General features: G+C 67.1%; 16 protein-coding genes. 10 read left to right on the top strand and 6 right to left on the bottom strand.

Annotated features, from left to right (window positions below; all coding sequences use genetic code 11):
* Position 1: 1 nt before the first annotated feature.
* On the bottom strand, positions 2-1,414 hold the full coding sequence (locus BG61_RS09035; protein ID WP_035929418.1) for a cytochrome ubiquinol oxidase subunit I: 1,413 nt from the start codon (positions 1,412-1,414) through the stop codon (positions 2-4).
* A gap of 516 nt (positions 1,415-1,930) precedes the next feature.
* Between BG61_RS09035 and ypfJ the strand changes: the two genes are divergently transcribed.
* The 4 genes from ypfJ to BG61_RS09055 all read left to right on the top strand — a co-directional run bounded on the left by ypfJ (position 1,931) and on the right by BG61_RS09055 (position 6,764).
* Positions 1,931-2,803: a KPN_02809 family neutral zinc metallopeptidase gene (gene ypfJ / locus BG61_RS09040; protein ID WP_035929421.1), complete on the top strand. Its 873-nt coding sequence runs from the start codon at positions 1,931-1,933 to the stop codon at positions 2,801-2,803.
* Between the two features lie 331 nt (positions 2,804-3,134).
* Positions 3,135-4,145, top strand: coding sequence for a lipopolysaccharide heptosyltransferase I (waaC, locus tag BG61_RS09045; protein WP_035929424.1), 1,011 nt, complete (start codon positions 3,135-3,137; stop codon positions 4,143-4,145).
* A 206-nt stretch (positions 4,146-4,351) separates the two neighbouring features.
* Complete coding sequence (locus BG61_RS09050) at positions 4,352-5,752, top strand: LLM class flavin-dependent oxidoreductase (protein WP_035929428.1); 1,401 nt, start codon at positions 4,352-4,354, stop codon at positions 5,750-5,752.
* A 94-nt stretch (positions 5,753-5,846) separates the two neighbouring features.
* Positions 5,847-6,764, top strand: coding sequence for a flagellar brake protein (locus BG61_RS09055; RefSeq protein ID WP_035929431.1), 918 nt, complete (start codon positions 5,847-5,849; stop codon positions 6,762-6,764).
* A gap of 18 nt (positions 6,765-6,782) precedes the next feature.
* On the opposite strand, the gene BG61_RS09060 is transcribed toward BG61_RS09055, so the two are convergent.
* Entirely contained in the window at positions 6,783-7,433 is a 651-nt protein-coding gene (locus tag BG61_RS09060) for a DsbA family oxidoreductase (RefSeq protein WP_035929434.1), read from the bottom strand.
* Positions 7,434-7,831: 398 nt separating this feature from the next.
* Here BG61_RS09060 and BG61_RS09065 point away from each other — a divergent pair, with 398 nt between their 5' ends.
* The gene (locus BG61_RS09065; RefSeq protein WP_035929436.1) at positions 7,832-8,263 is read left to right on the top strand and encodes an OsmC family protein; all 432 of its coding nucleotides are present in this window, start codon (positions 7,832-7,834) and stop codon (positions 8,261-8,263) included.
* 75 nt (positions 8,264-8,338) lie between these two features.
* On the opposite strand, the gene BG61_RS09070 is transcribed toward BG61_RS09065, so the two are convergent.
* A complete protein-coding gene (locus BG61_RS09070) occupies positions 8,339-9,259 on the bottom strand; it encodes a LysR family transcriptional regulator (protein WP_035929439.1) in 921 nt (306 codons plus the stop codon).
* A gap of 179 nt (positions 9,260-9,438) precedes the next feature.
* Between BG61_RS09070 and BG61_RS09075 the strand changes: the two genes are divergently transcribed.
* The 3 genes from BG61_RS09075 (at position 9,439) to BG61_RS09085 (ending at position 12,466) form a co-directional block, all read left to right on the top strand.
* Positions 9,439-10,278: an ureidoglycolate lyase gene (locus BG61_RS09075; protein WP_035929500.1), complete on the top strand. Its 840-nt coding sequence runs from the start codon at positions 9,439-9,441 to the stop codon at positions 10,276-10,278.
* 46 nt (positions 10,279-10,324) lie between these two features.
* On the top strand, positions 10,325-11,077 hold the full coding sequence (locus tag BG61_RS09080; protein WP_035929443.1) for an SDR family oxidoreductase: 753 nt from the start codon (positions 10,325-10,327) through the stop codon (positions 11,075-11,077).
* A gap of 63 nt (positions 11,078-11,140) precedes the next feature.
* Positions 11,141-12,466, top strand: coding sequence for an MFS transporter (locus tag BG61_RS09085; RefSeq protein ID WP_035929503.1), 1,326 nt, complete (start codon positions 11,141-11,143; stop codon positions 12,464-12,466).
* Between the two features lie 204 nt (positions 12,467-12,670).
* Here the strand turns inward: BG61_RS09085 and BG61_RS09090 are convergent, their stop codons facing one another.
* Both BG61_RS09090 and BG61_RS09095 read right to left on the bottom strand, forming a co-directional pair.
* Positions 12,671-13,270, bottom strand: coding sequence for an NADPH-dependent F420 reductase (locus BG61_RS09090; RefSeq protein ID WP_035929446.1), 600 nt, complete (start codon positions 13,268-13,270; stop codon positions 12,671-12,673).
* A 28-nt stretch (positions 13,271-13,298) separates the two neighbouring features.
* Positions 13,299-14,057 carry a 3-oxoacyl-ACP reductase family protein gene (locus BG61_RS09095; RefSeq protein WP_035929449.1) on the bottom strand — a complete coding sequence of 253 codons (759 nt, stop codon included), beginning with the start codon at positions 14,055-14,057 and terminating at the stop codon, positions 13,299-13,301.
* Between the two features lie 106 nt (positions 14,058-14,163).
* On the opposite strand from BG61_RS09095, the gene BG61_RS09100 reads away from it, so the two are divergent.
* A complete protein-coding gene (locus tag BG61_RS09100; protein WP_035929452.1) occupies positions 14,164-15,093 on the top strand; it encodes a LysR family transcriptional regulator in 930 nt (309 codons plus the stop codon).
* Positions 15,094-15,285: 192 nt separating this feature from the next.
* Positions 15,286-16,377, top strand: a complete 1,092-nt coding sequence (locus BG61_RS09105; RefSeq protein ID WP_035929455.1) for a calcium:cation antiporter — start codon at positions 15,286-15,288, stop codon at positions 16,375-16,377.
* 27 nt (positions 16,378-16,404) lie between these two features.
* Here the strand turns inward: BG61_RS09105 and BG61_RS43240 are convergent, their stop codons facing one another.
* A complete protein-coding gene (locus BG61_RS43240; protein WP_035929458.1) occupies positions 16,405-16,641 on the bottom strand; it encodes a hypothetical protein in 237 nt (78 codons plus the stop codon).
* Positions 16,642-16,809: the final 168 nt, after the last annotated feature.

Consider the following 16,809-nt stretch of genomic DNA (forward strand, 5'->3'; position numbering starts at 1 on the left):
CTTATGCTCCTTCGATCGATTGAGTGACTGCGCTCAAGGGGCGCCGCGCGGTGTGGCCGGCGTCGTCCATGGCGGGCGCGGGCGTGGACTGGCCGGGCAGCGCCGGGCCGTGTCTGAGCAGCTTGAGCAGGTAGTAGATGCCGGTGCCGAACACGAGCGTGTAGACGATCACGAACACGAGCAGCGACACGCCCACCTGCTGCGCCGTCACCGGCGACACGGCGTTAGCCGTGCGCATCACGCCGTACACGACCCACGGCTGGCGGCCCGCTTCGGTCGTCACCCAGCCGGCGAGCAGCGTGATGAAGCCGGTCGGTCCCATCGCGAGCGCGAAGCGCAGGAACCAGCGCGATTCGTAGAGCTTTCTGCGGCGCCTGAGAAACCACGCCGCGGCCGACATCACGATCATCAGCACGCCGAGCCCCGCCATGATGCGAAAGCTCCAGAAGACGATCGTCGAATTCGGGCGGTCTTGTTTCGGGAACGACTTCAGGCCGCGAATTTCGCCGTCCCAGCTGTGCGTGAGGATCAGGCTGCCGAGGTGCGGAATCGACACGGCGTACTTGGTCGTCTCGGCTTCCATGTCGGGGATGCCGAACAGGTTCAGCGCGGTCCCGCCCTTTTCGGTTTCCCACAGTCCCTCGATGGCCGCGATCTTCGCCGGCTGATGCTCGCGGGTGTTGATGCCGTGCGCGTCGCCGACGATCGCCTGCACCGGCGTGAGCACGAGCAGCAGCCAGAGCGCCATCGAGAACATCTTCCTGATCGCCGGATCGCGGCGGCCCTTCAGCAGATGCCACGCGCCGGTCGCCGCGACAACCAGCCCCGCGACGATGAACGCCGCGATCGCCATGTGCGCGAGCCGGTACGGAAACGACGGATTGAAGATGATCGCGAACCAGTCGACGGGCACCACCTGGCCGTTTTCGACCCGAAAACCCTGCGGCGTCTGCATCCAGCTGTTGGAGGCGAGAATCCAGAAGGTGGAGATCAGGGTGCCGATCGCGACCATCAGCGTCGCGCCGAAGTGCGCCTTCTTGCCGACCTTGTTCCACCCGAACAGCATGATGCCGAGGAAGCCCGCTTCGAGAAAGAACGCGGTCATCACCTCGTAGGTGAGCAGCGGCCCGGTGATCGGGCCCGCGAAGCTGGAAAAACCGCCCCAGTTGGTGCCGAACTCGTAGCTCATCACGACGCCCGAGACGACGCCCATGCCGAAGGCGACCGCGAAGACCTTCGACCAGAACAGGCACAGTTCCTTGTAGACCGGCTTGCCGGTCTTGATCCAGGCGCCTTCCAGGACCGCGATGAAACTCGCGAGCCCGATACTCAGCGCGGGAAAAATAATGTGAAATGACACAGTAAAGGCGAATTGAATTCGCGCGAGATCGAGCGCTTCCTGAGTCGTATGCATGATGGTCTGGCGATAACCCCCGCCGGCCCGGAATTGAGGACGGAGGCTTTCCGCTGGGTTAAATGAAAACCGGAAACTGAGCCGCAGCTTAACGAGATTCCAGGATGGCTGTTGCGATGCGTCAAAGCGCGCGATTGCGCGGAAATGCCGCAGTTTTGGGCTTCTGTCGCATCTAAGCGATTGAAATTCCGATATTTTTGAGAGTGCCCGTCAGGACCGGTCATTTCCGCTGCGCCGCGATTGCGCGACAATCAACCGCACTGCACCACCCGTTTTCGAACTTTCGTCACAACGTTAAGGCCGTTTAAATCCGACAAAATTATTTCAGCGAATTTCGTTCGGCTTTTCCCTTATTCGTTTATCCGTGGTGCGCATAATGCTGATAAGCGGGTCAAGAGAAAATGCCGTGTCATGGTGTCGCGGCAGCTCGAGGGACGGCGCCGGCCGGCGGGTAAGATAGCGGCTTTTTTGCCCGCGCCTGCCCGCGCGGTTGCGCCAGTAGAACGGAGAAAAGCCATGCGCCTCGATGACGAATCGGAAAGCCAGAACGTAGAGGACCGCCGGGGCGGGGGAGGGTTTCGGGTCGGACGCGGCACGATCGGGATCGGCACGATCGTGGTGGCGCTCGCGGCGTCGTATTTTCTCGGCATCGACCCGATGCTGATCATCAACGGCGCATCGGTCCTGCAGGGCAATGCGCCGCAGCATCAGGCCGCGCCCTCAAACCAGCCTCCCGCGAACGACGAGGGCGCGGTGTTCGTGCGGCGTGTGCTCGGCAACACGGAGCGGACGTGGCAGCAGATCTTCCGCACGCAGTTCGAGCAGGACTATCCGGCGCCCAAGCTCGTGCTCTTCACCGGCGGCACGCAGACCGCCTGCGGCATGGGGCAGGCGGCGATGGGGCCTTTCTACTGCCCCGCCGACCGCAACGTCTACATCGACCTGTCGTTCTACCGCGAACTGCGCGAGCGGTTCGGCGCGGGCGGCGACTTCGCGCAGGCCTACGTGATCGCGCACGAGGTCGGTCATCACGTGCAGAACGTGCTCGGGATTTCGTCGAAGGTCGACAGCGCCCGCTCGCGCATGTCGCGCGAACGGGCGAACGAACTGTCGGTGCGGGTGGAATTGCAGGCCGACTGTTTCGCCGGCGTGTGGGCCGCCACCGCCCAGCGCAACAACGCGAAGCTGATCGAGCCGGGCGATTTCGAGGAAGGGCTGAACGCGGCGGGCGCGATCGGCGACGATCGTCTTCAGAAGCAAACGCAGGGCCGCGTGGTGCCGGAAGCGTTCACGCACGGCACGAGCGAGCAGCGGCAGCGCTGGCTGCGCCGGGGCCTCGCGAGCGGCGACATCAGCCAGTGCGACACGTTCTCGGTTTCGTCGCTATGAGAGGTCAAGCGCGCTGATCGGCGGCGAAAGGGGCCGTTTGCGGCAAAAAAGGCCGCAAACACGCGATCGTTGCATCCGCCGCTGAGCATTTTTGTTCGCCCGAACCGGGAGAAAGAGTGGAGAAAGCCGGTTTTTAATCGGATAATTCTGAGATCACGTGATGCGCATTTACAAATGCTGACACGCGATCGATTGTGAATTCATAAAATTCTTGTCTTTCGAGCCGCCCCACACGCCGAAAGCGCGCTGCCCGCCGCAGACAGCCTCGCGGCCCCGGCGTCGCCACCTCTCGCGGTGCGTGCCAACGAACGAAAGCTTTCACCGCACGCCCATGAAGCGAATCCTGATTGTCAAAGTGACGTCCCTCGGCGATATCGTCGAGACGTTGCCCGTCGTCGCCGACCTGCGGCGGGCGTTCCCGTCCGCGCAGATCGACTGGGCCGCCGACGCCGCCTTCGCCGACATCATCCGCTGGAACCCCGGCGTCGCGCGCGTGCTGAGCGCGCCGTTGCGCAAGTTCAAGAAGGCGCGCAGCTGGAAGGACCTGAAGGAGATCGCCGCGTCGATCGGCGAATTGCGCGCGGAAAAGTACGACGTGATCCTCGATATCCACGGCGTCTACAAGAGCGCGATCATCGCGTTTCTCGCGCGCGGGCGCCGCCGCTACGGCTACCGCAACAAGGACCTCGGCGAGCGCGGCGCGGCCTTCGCCTATAACGCGCGCTTCGGCCCGCGCCCCCATACCGACGCGTGGCGCGGCATGCGCGTGAGCGTGGCCGACGCGCTCGGCTACGAATTCGAGGACATTCCGGATCACAACGTCCTTCTGCCGCCCGTCGCGAAAAACCTCGACATCCCGCAGGGCGCGCCGCTCGCGATGCTGTTCCACGCGACATCCGCCGACGTGAAGAAGTGGCCGAAGGACCGCTGGGCGGAAGTCGCGCGCTGGCTGATCGCGCGCGGCTACCGGATCGCGCTGCCGTGGGGAACGGACGGCGAGCGCGGCGAGGCAGAGGACATTGCCGCGCTCGTGCCGGACGCGATCGTTCTGCCGAAGCTGACCGTCACCGAATGCGCGCACTGGATTCAGGCGTCGGAACTCGTGGTCGGCACCGACACCGGCCTCGTGCATCTCGCCCACGCGCTCAAGCGCCGCACCGTGATGCTGTTCGCCGCGACCTCGCGCGAACATTTCGGCATCGAGGAGCCGGGACGCTCGACCTCGGTCGGCGACGGCGGCGCGCCGCCCGATGTGCCGCAGGTGCTGGCCGCCATCGAAAGCGTGCTGGACGGAAACGCTCCCGCGACGTCACGCGAAGCGGTGGGCGCCGGCTCGCACTGACAACGGCGCGCCCCGAAACCTTATGCGCATAACACTGCGCCGCTGCCAGGCGGCGCGGTGTCTTTGGCAGCGCGCCCTCGCGGGCTCATGTGCATCGCGTGCGTTCACGCCCGAACCGCGCTCATAAGCAAAGCAGAAATGGTCGGTTCCGCGCCGGCGGACGCATCGTTAGGCTTGACGATTCTTCCGCTCGCGACTTCATCGACATGCCCAAACACATCCTGCTGAACGCGTTCAACATGAATTGCGTCGGCCATATCAATCACGGTCTGTGGACGCATCCGCGCGACCAGTCGACGCGATACAAGGACATCGCCTACTGGACCGAACTCGCGCAACTGCTCGAGCGCGGACTGTTCGACGGCCTGTTTCTCGCGGATATCGTCGGCGTGTACGACGTCTATCAGCAATCCGTCGATCTGCCGCTGAGGGAATCGATCCAGCTTCCGGTCAACGATCCGCTGCTCACCGTCTCCGCGATGGCCGCGGCCACGCGCCACCTCGGCTTCGGCGTGACCGTCAATCTGACCTACGAGGAGCCGTACCTGCTTGCGCGGCGCTTCTCCACGCTCGATCACCTGAGCAACGGCCGCATCGGCTGGAACATCGTGACCGGGTATCTGGAGAGCGCGGCGAAGGCGATGGGCCTCGCCGGGCAGATCGAGCACGACGAGCGCTACGATCGCGCGGAGGAGTTTCTCGATGTCGCCTACGCGCTCTGGGAAGGGAGCTGGGAGGAGGGCGCGGTACGGGCCGACCGCGCGGCGCGCGTCTATGCCGATCCGGCGAAAGTGAAGCGGATCGCGCATCACGGCAAGTACTACGACGTCGAGGGCTACCACCTGTCGGAGCCGTCGCCGCAACGCACGCCGGTGCTGTTCCAGGCGGGTTCGTCGGGGCGCGGGCAGGCGTTCGCCGCGCGTCATGCGGAGTGCGTGTTCGTGTCGCAGCAGGAGCGCGGATCGCTGAGAAAGCTGGTGTCCGGCGTGCGCGACGCGCTCGAGCGCGAGGGACGCCGGCGCGACGACATCCGCTTCTTCATGGGCATGTCGATCGTCACGGCGCCGACCGAACGGGAAGCCCGCGAAAAATACGACGATTACGTGCGTTACGCGAGCCCCGAGGCGGGACTTGCCCACTACGCGAGTTCGAGCGGCATCGACTTTTCGCGCTATGCGCCGAACGAGCCGATCCGCTACGTGAAGAACAACGCGATCCAGTCGGTCATGAAGAACCTCACGGCGGCAGGGCGCGAGCGCACCGTCGCGGACATCCTGAGCCAGGAGCTGCAGCTCGGCGGGCGCTATCCGACGCTCGTCGGCAGCGCGTCGCAGGTCGCGGACGAGCTCGTGTCGTGGGTCGAGGACACCGGCATCGACGGCTTCAACCTCGCGCGCACCGTGACGCCGGAGTGCTATCGCGATTTCGTCGATCTGGTCGTGCCGGAGCTTCAGGCGCGCGGCGCCTACAAGACCGGATACGCGCCGGGCACGCTGCGCGAGAAGATCTTCGGCGCGGGCCGCGCGTATTTGCCCGATGCGCACGCGGCCGCCGCAAAACGGAGCGCCGCCGCGCCGGCCGGCCTGCCGATTGCAAAGGCGGGTTGAGGTTTCGGAAACACGTAATTTTTGCCGCCGGGGCTTGACGTAAAAAACGGAACACACGACGATTGCGGAAAATTGTTACTTAATCGTCCAAACAATGACCGCAGATCCCCTCGCCGCGCCGCCCAGACCGGCTCTCGTGCGCCTCATCCCCGGCGACGTGCCGTTGAGCACGCCGCTCGCCTGGCCGATCGTCGGCGAGGACGGCGCGCTGCTGTTCGACGCGGGAACCATCGTGGCCGGTGATGAAGCGCGCGACTTCCTCTTCAAGCATTTCGAGCCGCACCGGCGTGCCGAGGCGCAGGCGCGGGCCGGGACGGAAGGCGAGGACGACGCCCGCCGCGGCGAGCCGGCCGCGGTGACGTTCGACGACATCGGGCTTGCGATCGGCGGGCGGGTCGGCCTGCGCGGCACGGGCGGCACCGGATCGACGATGTACGCGAGCCGGGTGATCGGCTTTTCGTCCGCGCGGCGCAACGCCGAGCGGGCGCTGTTCGTCACGCAGCCCGTGATGTCGGGCGCCGAGCCGCTCGAACTCGTGCGCGGCGAGCAGGTCGATCTGGTCGCGTTGTCGGGGCGCGGCGTGTTCCGCTTCGCCTGCACCGTCGACGCGATCTGCCGCGAGCCGTTCAACTACGTCGTGCTGTCAGAGCCGGGCGCGATCCGGCGCCTGCGGGCGCGCAAGTTCGCGCGCATGCCCACGCGGCTCGCGGCGCGCTTTTCAGCCGAAAGCGACGCCGAGCCGCTCGGCCAGGTGGGCCGGGTGTGCGACATCAGCCCGTACGGCATGTCGCTCGCGGTGGTGACGCCCGCGGCGCGCGCCGGCGACCGGCTGCGCCTGTCGTTTCACTTCAATACCGACGACATCGACGTCCATATCGACACGCACGCCATCGTGCGCCACGTCCACGCGCCCGACGCCACGCATCAGAACGCGGCGTACGGGCTCGAGTTCGAGTCGCTCGAACCGACGCAGCGCATCGCGCTCAAGTCGTTCATGGCCGAGCGCAGCTAGGCGGCGCCCGGTGCTTCTTCAGCCGGGGAAGCCGTCCGGGAACAGCCGCTCGACGGCCGCCTCGAAGTGCTGCACGGGCGCCGCGCCGCGCAGCGCGATGGGCGGCGGCGGTTCCTCGCCCGGCGCGCCGTCGCGCGAGAGCACGGCGAACGGCACGCCCGTCACGCCGATCTTCTTCGCGAACTCTTCGTCCTCGATCACGAGATCGGTGAATTCGCCTTCCGCCAGCGACTCCTCCAGCAACTCCGGATCGATGCCGCAGGTCGCGGCGATGTCGAGCAGTGCGTCCGCGTCGCCGATATCGAGGCCGTCCTCGAAATACGCCTTGAAGATCGCGCGGTGCACGAGGTCGTAGCGGTTCGTCTCGCGGGCGAAGAGCGCGGTCTCGAACGCCTTGCGGCTGCGCGGCTGGACGGGCGGCATGCGCATCGTCAGGCCGCGGTCGTTCGCGAGCGGATAGATGGACTTTTCCCAGGAGTCGTGCAGCGCCTCGCTGTCCGGATCGGGCAGCGGCGTGGGTTCGGGACGCAGTTCGAACGCATGCCAGCGGATCTCGACCGCGTCGCCGTAGGCGTTGCGAAGCTGGTCGAGCACCGGCATCTGCAGGTAGCAGAACGGGCACACAAAGTCGGACCAGACATCGACGTAAAGGGAAGGCGTGGTTGCCATGGAAGCCTCTGGGACGAACGGCGCGCGGCATGGGCGGCCGCCAGGTGAACGAAAGCCGCTATGTTAACGCGATTGGCGTGACAGGCGCGACGCCTCCGTGCGCCCGTGCTGGAACGCCGCCTGGCCCGGCCGCGCGGCGTGACGGCGGAATGACAGCGCCGCCCGCCGCTTTTCCGTTAGGATGAAGAGGGCGCCGGCCGCGGTTCGTCGTCGCGGGAAAACAGGGCCGTTGGCCGGTCGGGCATCGCGCGTGCTCCGTTCTTGCGGATCGCGCGCGCGGCGCGGGTCGTGCCGAAGCGTGCCGCGCCCGGATTCAGGCGCCGCCTTGCAGCGCACCCCAGCGCATCGCGGGTCGGCGGGTCGTGGCAATTCCACCCTCACATTTCTGGAGAACACTCGTGCAAAAGACAGCATCGGCAAAATGGAGCGGCGGCATCAAGGACGGCAAGGGTTTCATCTCGACGCAGACCGGCGTGCTCAAGGACGCGCCTTACGGATTCGCCGCGCGTTTCGAGAGCGGCCCGGGCACGAACCCGGAAGAACTGATCGGCGCGGCGCACGCGGGGTGCTTCACGATGGCGCTGTCGCTTCAGCTGGAACAGGCGGGCATGAAGGCCGAAAGCCTCGAAACGAAGTCGACGGTCACGCTCGAAAAGGACGGCGACGGCTTCACGATCACCGCCTGCCAGCTCGACCTGAAGGCAAAGATCCCGGGCGCCGACAAGGCGGCGTTCGACAAGGCGGCCGCGGCGGCGAAGGAAGGCTGCCCGGTGTCGAAGCTCTTCGCCGGGAATGCGAAGATCACGCTGAACGCGGAACTCGTGTCCTGAAACGCCTTTGACGCGTAACCGGCGGGCAATGAACCAGGGCGCGGCCATCACGGCCGCGCTTTTTTGTTGCCGTTCTCATTGCGTCAGTTCGTCGATCATCAGCTTCGTCGCCGCCGAAAGCGCCGCCCCGCGCCGCGTGACGATGCCGTAGGGCTCGGTGCGCGATCGCACGGCAATCGCGAGGCGCTTCGCGAGCCCGTGCCGGGTGAGGAACGCGGCCATGTCGAGCGGCATCAGCGAAACGAGCGTCGGGTCGCGTTGCAGCAGCAGCACGGTCGTGATCGTGGACGCCGTCTCCACCGGATGCAGCGGCAGCGGCAGGCCCGCTTCCTTGAACTCGCGCTCGAAGAGGCCCCTGAGCGGCATGATGCTCGGATACACGATCCAGCGGGAGAGCGCGAGGTCGGCGAGCGTGACCTCGGGCGCATCGATCAGCGCGTGCGCCATGCCCGCGACGATCGCGAGCGGCTCGTCGCGCAGTTCCAGATAGTCGTAATGCTCGGGCTGCCGCGCGACGCTCGCGCGGCAGATGGCCAGATCGAGTCGCCCCTGGTCGAGGAGCGCCAGCAGGCGCGCGCTCGTGTCTTCCACCACTTCGACGGTCAGCGCCGGCTGCTTCGCGCGCAGCCGGGTGAGCGCATCGACGAGCACGCCCGACACCGCGCCCATGATCGCGCCGACCGCGAGCCGCCCGCCCGACCCCTGCAGGATGCCCGCCATTTCCTCGCGCAGGTGCGCGACGTCCATGTGGATGAGCCGCGCGTAGCGGATCACGCAGCGCCCGAGCTCGTTCGGGCGGATGCCCTGCGCCGAGCGCACGAAGAGCGTCTCGCCGAACGTCGATTCGATCTCGCGCAGCGCCTTGGTGGCGCCCGGCTGCGTGAGCGACATTTCGTCGGCGGCGCGGTGCAGCGACCCGTGGTCATCGAGCGCGATCAGAAGGCGGAGTTGCTTGAGCCGCAGGCGGGCGGCAATCGAATCGACGTTCGGCAGCATGGATTGCAGGGAGGCGGATGGTGAGATAAGGGAGAACACGAAGATAACGGAAAGTTATCGGGCAGGCAGCAGCTTTCATTATTCAAAGTGCCGTGCATTCCCTACATTGTGGGTCAGACGTATGTTGCGCTTTACGAAAACCGCATCGCGACGCCGCGATGCCGACGAAGGAGACGTTGATGAAACTGCTGCGCTACGGCGCGCCGGGCAACGAGATGCCCGGCCTGCTCGACAACACCCATACCATTCGCGACCTGTCCGGCGTGATCGACGACATCGCCGGTACCGCGCTGCTGCCCGAGGGGCTCGAGCGCCTGCGCGGCATCGACCCGGCGACGCTGCCCGCCGTCTCCGCCGCCGAGCGCATCGGTCCGTGCGTGGGCCGCATCGGCAAGTTCATCTGCATCGGGCTGAATTACGCCGATCACGCGGCCGAGTCGGGCCTGCCGGTACCGGCCGAGCCGGTGGTGTTCAACAAGTGGCTTTCGGCGGTGGTCGGGCCGAACGACGACGTGCGCATCCCCCGCGGCTCGCAGAAGACGGACTGGGAAGTGGAACTGGGCGTCGTGATCGGCAAGGGCGGCGCGTATATCGACGAAGCCGACGCGCTCGGCCATGTCGCCGGGTACTGCGTGATCAACGACGTCTCCGAGCGCGAGTACCAGATCGAGCGCGGCGGCACGTGGGACAAGGGCAAGGGCTGCGACACGTTCGGCCCGATCGGCCCCTGGCTCGTCACCGCCGACGAGGTGCCCGATCCGCACCGCCTCGCCCTGTGGCTGGAAGTGGACGGCAAGCGTTATCAGAACGGCAACACCAGCACGATGATTTTCAAGGTGGCGGAGATCGTCTCCTACCTGAGCCGGTTCATGAGCCTGCAGCCCGGCGACGTGATTTCGACCGGCACGCCGCCGGGCGTCGGCATGGGGCAGAAGCCCGAGCCCGTCTATCTGCGCGCCGGGCAGACGATGCGCCTCGGCATCGAAGGACTCGGCGAGCAGCGCCAGCGCACCGTCTGACGGCGGGCGTGGTGCACGACAGACGCAAAACAGGAGCAAGGAACACATGAACCGGTACGACTTCACGAAGCGCAGCGCCGTGGTGACGGGCGGGGCGCAGGGCATCGGCTACGCGGTGGCGGAGCGCCTGCTTCAGGGCGGCGCGCGCGTCGCGCTCTGGGACCAGGACCAGGCCGCGCTCCGCGCCGCGAAGGACACGCTCGCGCAATTCGGCGACGTAGAGACGCTCACCGTCGACATCACGGATCGCGACGCGGTCCGGCAGGCCGCCGACACGACCGTCGCGCGCCTTGGCGCCATCGACGCGCTCGTGCACAGCGCGGGCATCGCGGGCGCGAACGCTCCGCTTGCGGACTATTCCGCCGACGAATGGTCGCGCGTGATCGACGTCGACCTGAACGCCGCGTTCCACGTCAATCAGGCCGTCGTGAAGACGATGATCGCGCGCGGCTACGGGCGCATCGTGAACATCGCGTCGATCGCGGGCAAGGAAGGCAATCCGAACGCCTCGGCGTACAGCGCGGCGAAGGCGGGCCTGATCGCGCTGACGAAGAGCCTCGGCAAGGAGACGGCGACGCTCGACATCGCCGTCAACGCGATCACCCCGGCCGCCGCCCGCACGAAGATCTTCGACCAGATGGCGCAGCAGCACATCGACTACATGCTTTCGAAGATCCCGCGCGGACGCTTCGTCGACGTGAAGGAGATCGCGTCGATGGTCGCGTGGCTCGCCTCCGAGGAGAACTCGTTCACGACGGGCGCCGTGTTCGACCTGTCCGGAGGCCGTGCCACGTATTGACCCCGGGGTGAGGCCGGGGTGATCCCGGCGCGCCGCACACAAAAAACCATAAAGGAGACAACCGTGGATACGTTCACATCGACCGCCCCGCAGGCGGCCGCCTCGCACGACGACGCCACCCTGTACCGCAAGGTGTTCTGGCGTTTCGTGCCGCTTTTCGTGGCCTGCTTCGTGTTCTCGTACCTGGACCGCATCAACATCAGCTTCGCGAAGCTGCAGATGCAGAGCGAGCTGGGTTTCAGCGACGCCGTCTACGGCTTCGGCGCGAGCGTGTTCTTCGTCGGGTATTTCCTGTTCGAGGTGCCGAGCAACATCATCCTGCACCGCGTCGGCGCGAAACGCTGGATCGCGCGGATCATGATCACGTGGGGCATCGCGTCGGCGGCGATGATGTTCGTGCAGAGCGAAACGTGGTTCTACCTGCTGCGCTTTCTGATCGGCGCGCTCGAAGCCGGCTTCGTTCCCGGCGCGCTCTATTTCTTCACGAAATGGTTCCCGTCGTCGCGGCGCGGGCGCATCAATTCGTTCTTCATGGCGTCGATTGCGCTGTGCGGCATCATCGGCAGCCCGCTTTCGGGCGCGATCATGAAGTTCTGCGACGGCCTGAACGGCATGGCCGGCTGGCAGTGGCTGTTCCTGCTCGAAGGCATTCCGTCGGTCGTGCTCGGGCTCGTGGTGCTCGCGATCGTCGACGACCGGATCGAGGACGCAAAATGGCTCGACGCCGCCGAAAAGCGCGCGCTCGCCGAGCAGCTTTCGCGCGATCCGAAAGTCGGGGAAGTGCATTCGCTCAAGGCGGCGTTCAGGGAGCCGGTCACGCTCGTCATGGCCGTGATCTACCTGTTCCTCGCGATGGGCATCTACGGGCTCGTCTTCTGGATGCCGCAACTCGTGAAGACGGCCGGCACGACCGATACCTTCGCGATCGGCCTGATCTCGATGCTGCCCTACGCGGTGGCGGGCATCGGCATGATCCTGATCGGCCGGCACTCGGACCGCACCGGCGAGCGCCGCTGGCATCTGGGCGCGTGCGCGCTCGCGGGGGCGGTCGGCTATGTGCTGTGCGGGTTCTTTCCGGGCAACACGGTCATGCTCGTGCTCGGCCTCACGATCGCCGCGACGGGCATCATCACGTCGCTCGGCCTCTTCTGGATCCTGCCGACGCGCTTTCTCTCCGGCATCGCGGCGGCAAGCGGCATTGCGCTCATCAACTCGGTCGGGCAGTTCGGCGGGATCATCAGCCCGTACATGGTCGGCAAGGTCAAGACCATGACGGGCAGCGCGACGCCCGGCCTGTACGCGATCGCGGTGGCGTGCCTCCTCGGCGCGGTGCTGATCCTGTGGGGCCTGCCGCGGCGGCTCTATTTCCGCGAGAACGCAGGCGACTGACGCTGTCTGGCGTTCGGCGCGTCACCTGAAGGTCCGTGACGCATCCGGCCAATGCGCGGGCGGCCCGGCAAGGCGCGCCCGCGCATCGGGGCCGCATCGGGTCATGCCGCAATGGGTCATGCCGCATCGGGTTATGCCTGCACCAAATGGCCCGGCATGACGGCAAACGCGCCCGGAGACACGCTGTTGCGATGCAACAGCGTGTCAGCCGAACCTGACGAGATCCAGCGCCGGGAGCGTGCCGCCCGGGAATTGCGCGAGGCGCCCGCCGCCGTCGATCGCGCCGAGATCGATGGCGAAGAATCCGAGCTTGCCGATCAGTTCCGCCACGTCCGCTTTCGCCGCGACGTCGTCGCCGGAATAGAACAGCACGCGGCGTCCGCCTTGCGCCTGCGGGTCGCCCGAGATCAGCCCGGGCCTCAGATGGTTGAACGCCTTGACGACACGCGCGCCCGGCGCCATGTCGGCGACCACCGCACTCGACGCGCGCCCGCCGAGGTCGATCGCCTCGAACGCAGGCGCTTCGAGCGGATTGTTCGCGTCGATCAGGATGCGCCCGTTCCACGCTTTCAACCCGCCGAGCGCGGCCGGCAGCTTCGACCAGTTGACCGCCACCAGCACCATGTCCGCCGATGCGGCTTCGTCCACGGATGCCGCCCTGATGTGCGGGCCGAGTTCGGCGACGAGCGGCGCAAGCGACTGAGGCCCGCGGCTGTTGGCGATCGTCGCTTCGATGCCCCTGTTCGCCAGCGCGCGGGCGAATGCCGAGCCGATCGCGCCCGCGCCGATGATTCCGATTGTCATGACCGTGTTCCTTCGCATGGGTGGGGGTTCAGGCCGAATAGCCGCCGTCGACGGCGATGTTCGCCCCGGTCACGAAGCTCGCGCCCGGGCTTGCCAGATAAGCGACGGTGTCGGCGATCTCGTCGGCGTGCGCGTAGCGCTGCAACGCGATGTAGCCGCGCGCCTCGCGGGCGAATTCGCTCGACGCGGGGTTCATGTCGGTGTCGGTCGGGCCGGGCATGACGTTGTTGATCGTGATGCCGCGCGGGCCCAGGTCGCGGGCGAGCGCCTGCGTGAGCCCCGCGACGGCCGCCTTCGTCATCACGTACAGGCCGCCGCCGGCAAACGGCACGTACTCGCTGTTGATGCTGCCGATGTTGATCACGCGGCCGCCGTCGCCCATGTGGCGCGTGGCTTCCTGCGTCGCGACGAAAAGGCCCTTCACATTGACGTCGACGATGCGCTCGAAGTCGTCGAGCGTGAATTCGCCGAGCGGCTTGACGATCGCGACGCCCGCATTGTTCACGAGAATGTCGAGGCGGCCGAAGGTCTCGCGCGTCTCGGCCACCGCCGCGCGCACGGCGGCCGGGTTGCCGGCGTCCGCCGCGATCGCGATTGCGCGGCCGCCGTCCGCTTCGATGCCGCGCACGATTTCGCCGGCCTGCCCGGGCGATGCGCTGAACGTCAGCGCGACCACGGCGCCGTCTTTCGCGAGACGCCGCGCGATGGCCGCGCCGATGCTGCGCGAGCCGCCCGTGACGAGGGCGACCTTGCCCGCGAGCGGGCGATGGGGAGTGAGAATCGACATGGTGCTGCTCCGGTTCGTTGGTGTGCCCGAACTATGGCCCGTCGATTACCCGTCGGGTAGACTGTAATCCGGTGAATAAGATTCAACCAAAGGTTGAAGAAAAAACATGGAAACGCTGAGCGGACTCGAATCGTTTGTGAGGAGCGCGGAGGCGGGGAGCTTCTCGGAAGCGGCGCGGCGTCTCGGCCTGACGCCCGCGGCCGTGAGCAAGAACGTGGCCGCGCTCGAATCGAGCCTCGGCGTGCGGCTTTTTCAGCGCAGCACGCGCCGCCTCACGCTGACCGAGTCCGGCGAGCGCTTCCTCCATACGGTGAGCGGCGGGCTGGAGACGATCCGCGCCGCCATCGCCGGCATGGCGACCCGCGACGGCGAGCCCGCCGGCGTGCTGAGGATCAGCATGCAGCTTGCGTTCGGCCTGGAGTACGTCCTTCCGCTGATGCCCGCCTTCCTCGCGCGCTATCCCGCGGTCACGCCCGAATGGCAGTTCGAGAACCGGCAGGTGGACCTGATCGCGGAGGGCATCGACGTGGCGATCGGCGGTGGCATCGATCTCGCGCCCGGCGTGGTGGCGCGCGAACTCGCGCCGGCGCATCTCGTCGCGGTGGCGTCGCCCGCGTATCTGGAGGGGCGCACGCTGCCGTCGTCTCCCGGCGAACTGGCCGCCTTCGACGGCATCGTGATGCGCTCGGTCCCAAGCGGGCGCGTGCGGACCCGCCCGATGCGCAACGCGGCCGGCGCCGAGGCCCACGTGGAACTCAGGGCGCGGATGATCGTCAACGATCCGGAGGCGGTTTGCCGGTGCGCGCTGCTGGGCATGGGCGTCGCGCTCGTGGCGATGCCGCACGCGGCGGCGCATCTGCGTGAGGGCGCGCTCACGCGCCTCGTGCCCGGCTGGTACGCGGACGCGGGGCCGATCTCGCTCTATTTCGCGAGCCAGAAGCTGCTGCCGGCGAAGACGCGCGTGTTCATCGACTATCTGATCGCGCAGTTCCGCGAGCGCGGGATCGCGCGGCGGCTTTCCGCCGCAGACGCGTGACAGAGGCATGACGGCACGGCTGTCGTCCGGGCGGACGGCCGCTGGCTCGATCACATGCGCGCACACAACCCGCAGTGCGCGCGTGCTTTTCGTTATGATGCCCCGGGGTGCCGCGCGCTTCGAGCGGCGTCCGCCGATCCGCCTCGCGTCCGACCGCCACATCCATAACAACCACCACGCCCCGGAGCGCCGATGAAATTCAAGATGGACTGGACCGTATTCATGCCGATCGTCGCCGTCGTGGTGTTCGGCATCACGATCGCCATGCCGAACAACGTGTTGCTCACGCTGTCGGCGATCTCGCTCGCCGGCGCCGTGTTCGCCGCCGTGCATCACGCTGAGGTGGTCGCGCATCGCGTCGGGGAGCCGTTCGGCACGCTCGTGCTCGCGGTCGCGGTGACGGTGATCGAAGTGGCGCTGATCGTCTCGGTGATGCTCTCCGGCGGTCCGGAAAAGGCGGCGCTGCCGCGCGACACCGTGTTCGCCGCGATCATGATCGTGTGCAACGGCATTGTCGGGATCTGCCTTCTGACGGGCGGCTGGCGCCATCACGTGCAGGACTTCCAGTTGCAGGGCGCGGCCGCCTCGCTCGCGATTCTCTGCGCGCTCTCGGTGCTCACGCTCGTGCTGCCGAATTTCACGAGCACGGTCGCCGGGCCCGTGCTCTCGACGTCGCAACTGGTGTTCGTCGGCGTGATCTCGCTCGTGCTGTACGTGGTGTTCGTGTTTGTCCAGACGATCCGGCACCGCGACTATTTCCTGCCGTTCGTGCCCGCGCGCGACCCCGACGCCATCGCGAACGAGGAAGTGCACGCGCCGCCGCCGACCGCCGCGCACGCCTGGACCGCGCTCGGCCTGCTGCTGCTGTCGCTCGTGGCCGTGGTCGGCCTGGCGAAGCTCCTGTCGCCGGCGGTCGAGGCGGGCGTCGCGCGCGCCGGGGCGCCGGAGGCGGTGGTCGGCGTGGTGATCGCGGCGCTCGTGCTGCTGCCCGAGGGCCTCGCCGCGTTGCGCGCGGCGCGCCTGAACCGCCTGCAGACGAGCCTGAACCTCGCGCTCGGCTCGGCGCTCGCGAGCATCGGCCTCACGATTCCGACGGTCGCGGTCGTCTCGCTCGTCATCGGCCAGCCGATCTCGCTCGGCCTCGACATGAAGGAAACCGTGATGCTCTCGCTGACGCTCATCGTGAGCGTCATCACGCTCGGCACCGGGCGCTCGACGGTGCTGCAGGGCGTCGTGCATCTCGTGATCTTCGCCACGTTCCTGTTCCTTTCCGTGGTGCCTTGAAAGGCCGGGATGGCGGCGCGGCGGCAGTCACTTTGCGCTGCCATGCCCGGCTTTTTTGCGAGGCGGCGCGCTCGCGGGCACTCGCCGCACGTCTCGAAGGAATGCGGCTCGCGTGCCGACGCCGATCTCGTGATCGATCTGCATTGCGACCGGGAAGCCGTCGCGCACCTGTACACGACGCCCGGCGCGGCCGCGCCCGTGACCTTCGAACTGCGCGACGTTTCGCACGAACTGGCCGCGCGACACCCGGGCGATCGTCGCCAATGCGAAGGCGCTGCGCGCGGGCGACCTGCTCGTGCCCCGAGCCGCTTCGGCGCAGGCACGACGCCGTCCGCCGCGCATCGCTGCTTGTCGTGGCCAGTCACCGCCCGTCATAAAGAAAAAGTGCCCGTTCCACTCGAATCCAGTTGAGTTCCGCGCTGGAATCGTGTT

Source organism: Caballeronia glathei (genome assembly GCF_000698595.1).
Taxonomy (GTDB): domain Bacteria; phylum Pseudomonadota; class Gammaproteobacteria; order Burkholderiales; family Burkholderiaceae; genus Caballeronia; species Caballeronia glathei.

Bases quoted from the DNA above. Each gene is read 5' to 3' on its own strand.
- BG61_RS09105 (WP_035929455.1), top strand. From the start codon at position 15,286: ATGAAATTCAAGATGGACTGGACCGTATTCATGCCGATCGTCGCCGTC.
- BG61_RS09050 (WP_035929428.1), top strand. From the start codon at position 4,352: ATGCCCAAACACATCCTGCTGAACGCGTTCAACATGAATTGCGTCGGC.
- BG61_RS09090 (WP_035929446.1), bottom strand. From the start codon at position 13,270: ATGACAATCGGAATCATCGGCGCGGGCGCGATCGGCTCGGCATTCGCC.
- BG61_RS09060 (WP_035929434.1), bottom strand. From the start codon at position 7,433: ATGGCAACCACGCCTTCCCTTTACGTCGATGTCTGGTCCGACTTTGTG.
- BG61_RS09100 (WP_035929452.1), top strand. From the start codon at position 14,164: ATGGAAACGCTGAGCGGACTCGAATCGTTTGTGAGGAGCGCGGAGGCG.
- BG61_RS09055 (WP_035929431.1), top strand. From the start codon at position 5,847: ATGACCGCAGATCCCCTCGCCGCGCCGCCCAGACCGGCTCTCGTGCGC.
- waaC (WP_035929424.1), top strand. From the start codon at position 3,135: ATGAAGCGAATCCTGATTGTCAAAGTGACGTCCCTCGGCGATATCGTC.
- BG61_RS09075 (WP_035929500.1), top strand. From the start codon at position 9,439: ATGAAACTGCTGCGCTACGGCGCGCCGGGCAACGAGATGCCCGGCCTG.
- BG61_RS09095 (WP_035929449.1), bottom strand. From the start codon at position 14,057: ATGTCGATTCTCACTCCCCATCGCCCGCTCGCGGGCAAGGTCGCCCTC.
- ypfJ (WP_035929421.1), top strand. From the start codon at position 1,931: ATGCGCCTCGATGACGAATCGGAAAGCCAGAACGTAGAGGACCGCCGG.
- BG61_RS09035 (WP_035929418.1), bottom strand. From the start codon at position 1,414: ATGCATACGACTCAGGAAGCGCTCGATCTCGCGCGAATTCAATTCGCC.
- BG61_RS09070 (WP_035929439.1), bottom strand. From the start codon at position 9,259: ATGCTGCCGAACGTCGATTCGATTGCCGCCCGCCTGCGGCTCAAGCAA.
- BG61_RS09080 (WP_035929443.1), top strand. From the start codon at position 10,325: ATGAACCGGTACGACTTCACGAAGCGCAGCGCCGTGGTGACGGGCGGG.